We start from the raw sequence: 373 nt of genomic DNA, 5'->3' as shown, positions 1-373 counted from the left end.
GGAACGTCGCGTTTTGCCAGACAGGGGTTTAATTTTTTCGGCATGTGGTGTTTTCGCAAGGGCTGTGGCTTTGTGCCGAAACAACGTGATGATGATGCTGGTCACGAGGTGGCTAAGTTTAAGGACCTGTCTCACGCCGTGAAAGCTTATCTGACTAATATCAACAGCCATTACGCATACAGTGAGTTGCGTGGTATTCGGGCCGGATTACGTCGCAACCAGCAGACGGTTACCGCTGAATACCTGGTAGAAGGCTTGATGAGCTATTCGGAACGTGGACAGGATTATATCGACGAATTACTGCATATGATCCGTACAAACAGGAAATATTTAACTTCATGAGAGCAATGATTGTCGGCCTGCTGGCCATTAC

1 protein-coding gene is annotated in these 373 nt (G+C 47.7%); it reads left to right on the top strand.

The window, feature by feature from the left end; translation table 11 throughout:
• Positions 1-342: glucosaminidase domain-containing protein (locus tag J0A66_RS22035; protein ID WP_206575982.1), on the top strand; the 342-nt coding region annotated here is incomplete at its 5' end.
• Positions 343-373 lie beyond the last annotated feature (31 nt).

The organism is Bowmanella dokdonensis (assembly GCF_017254865.1).
GTDB classification, from domain to species: Bacteria; Pseudomonadota; Gammaproteobacteria; order Enterobacterales; family Alteromonadaceae; genus Bowmanella; species Bowmanella dokdonensis.
This window is presented reverse-complemented; position numbering and strand designations above follow the sequence as displayed.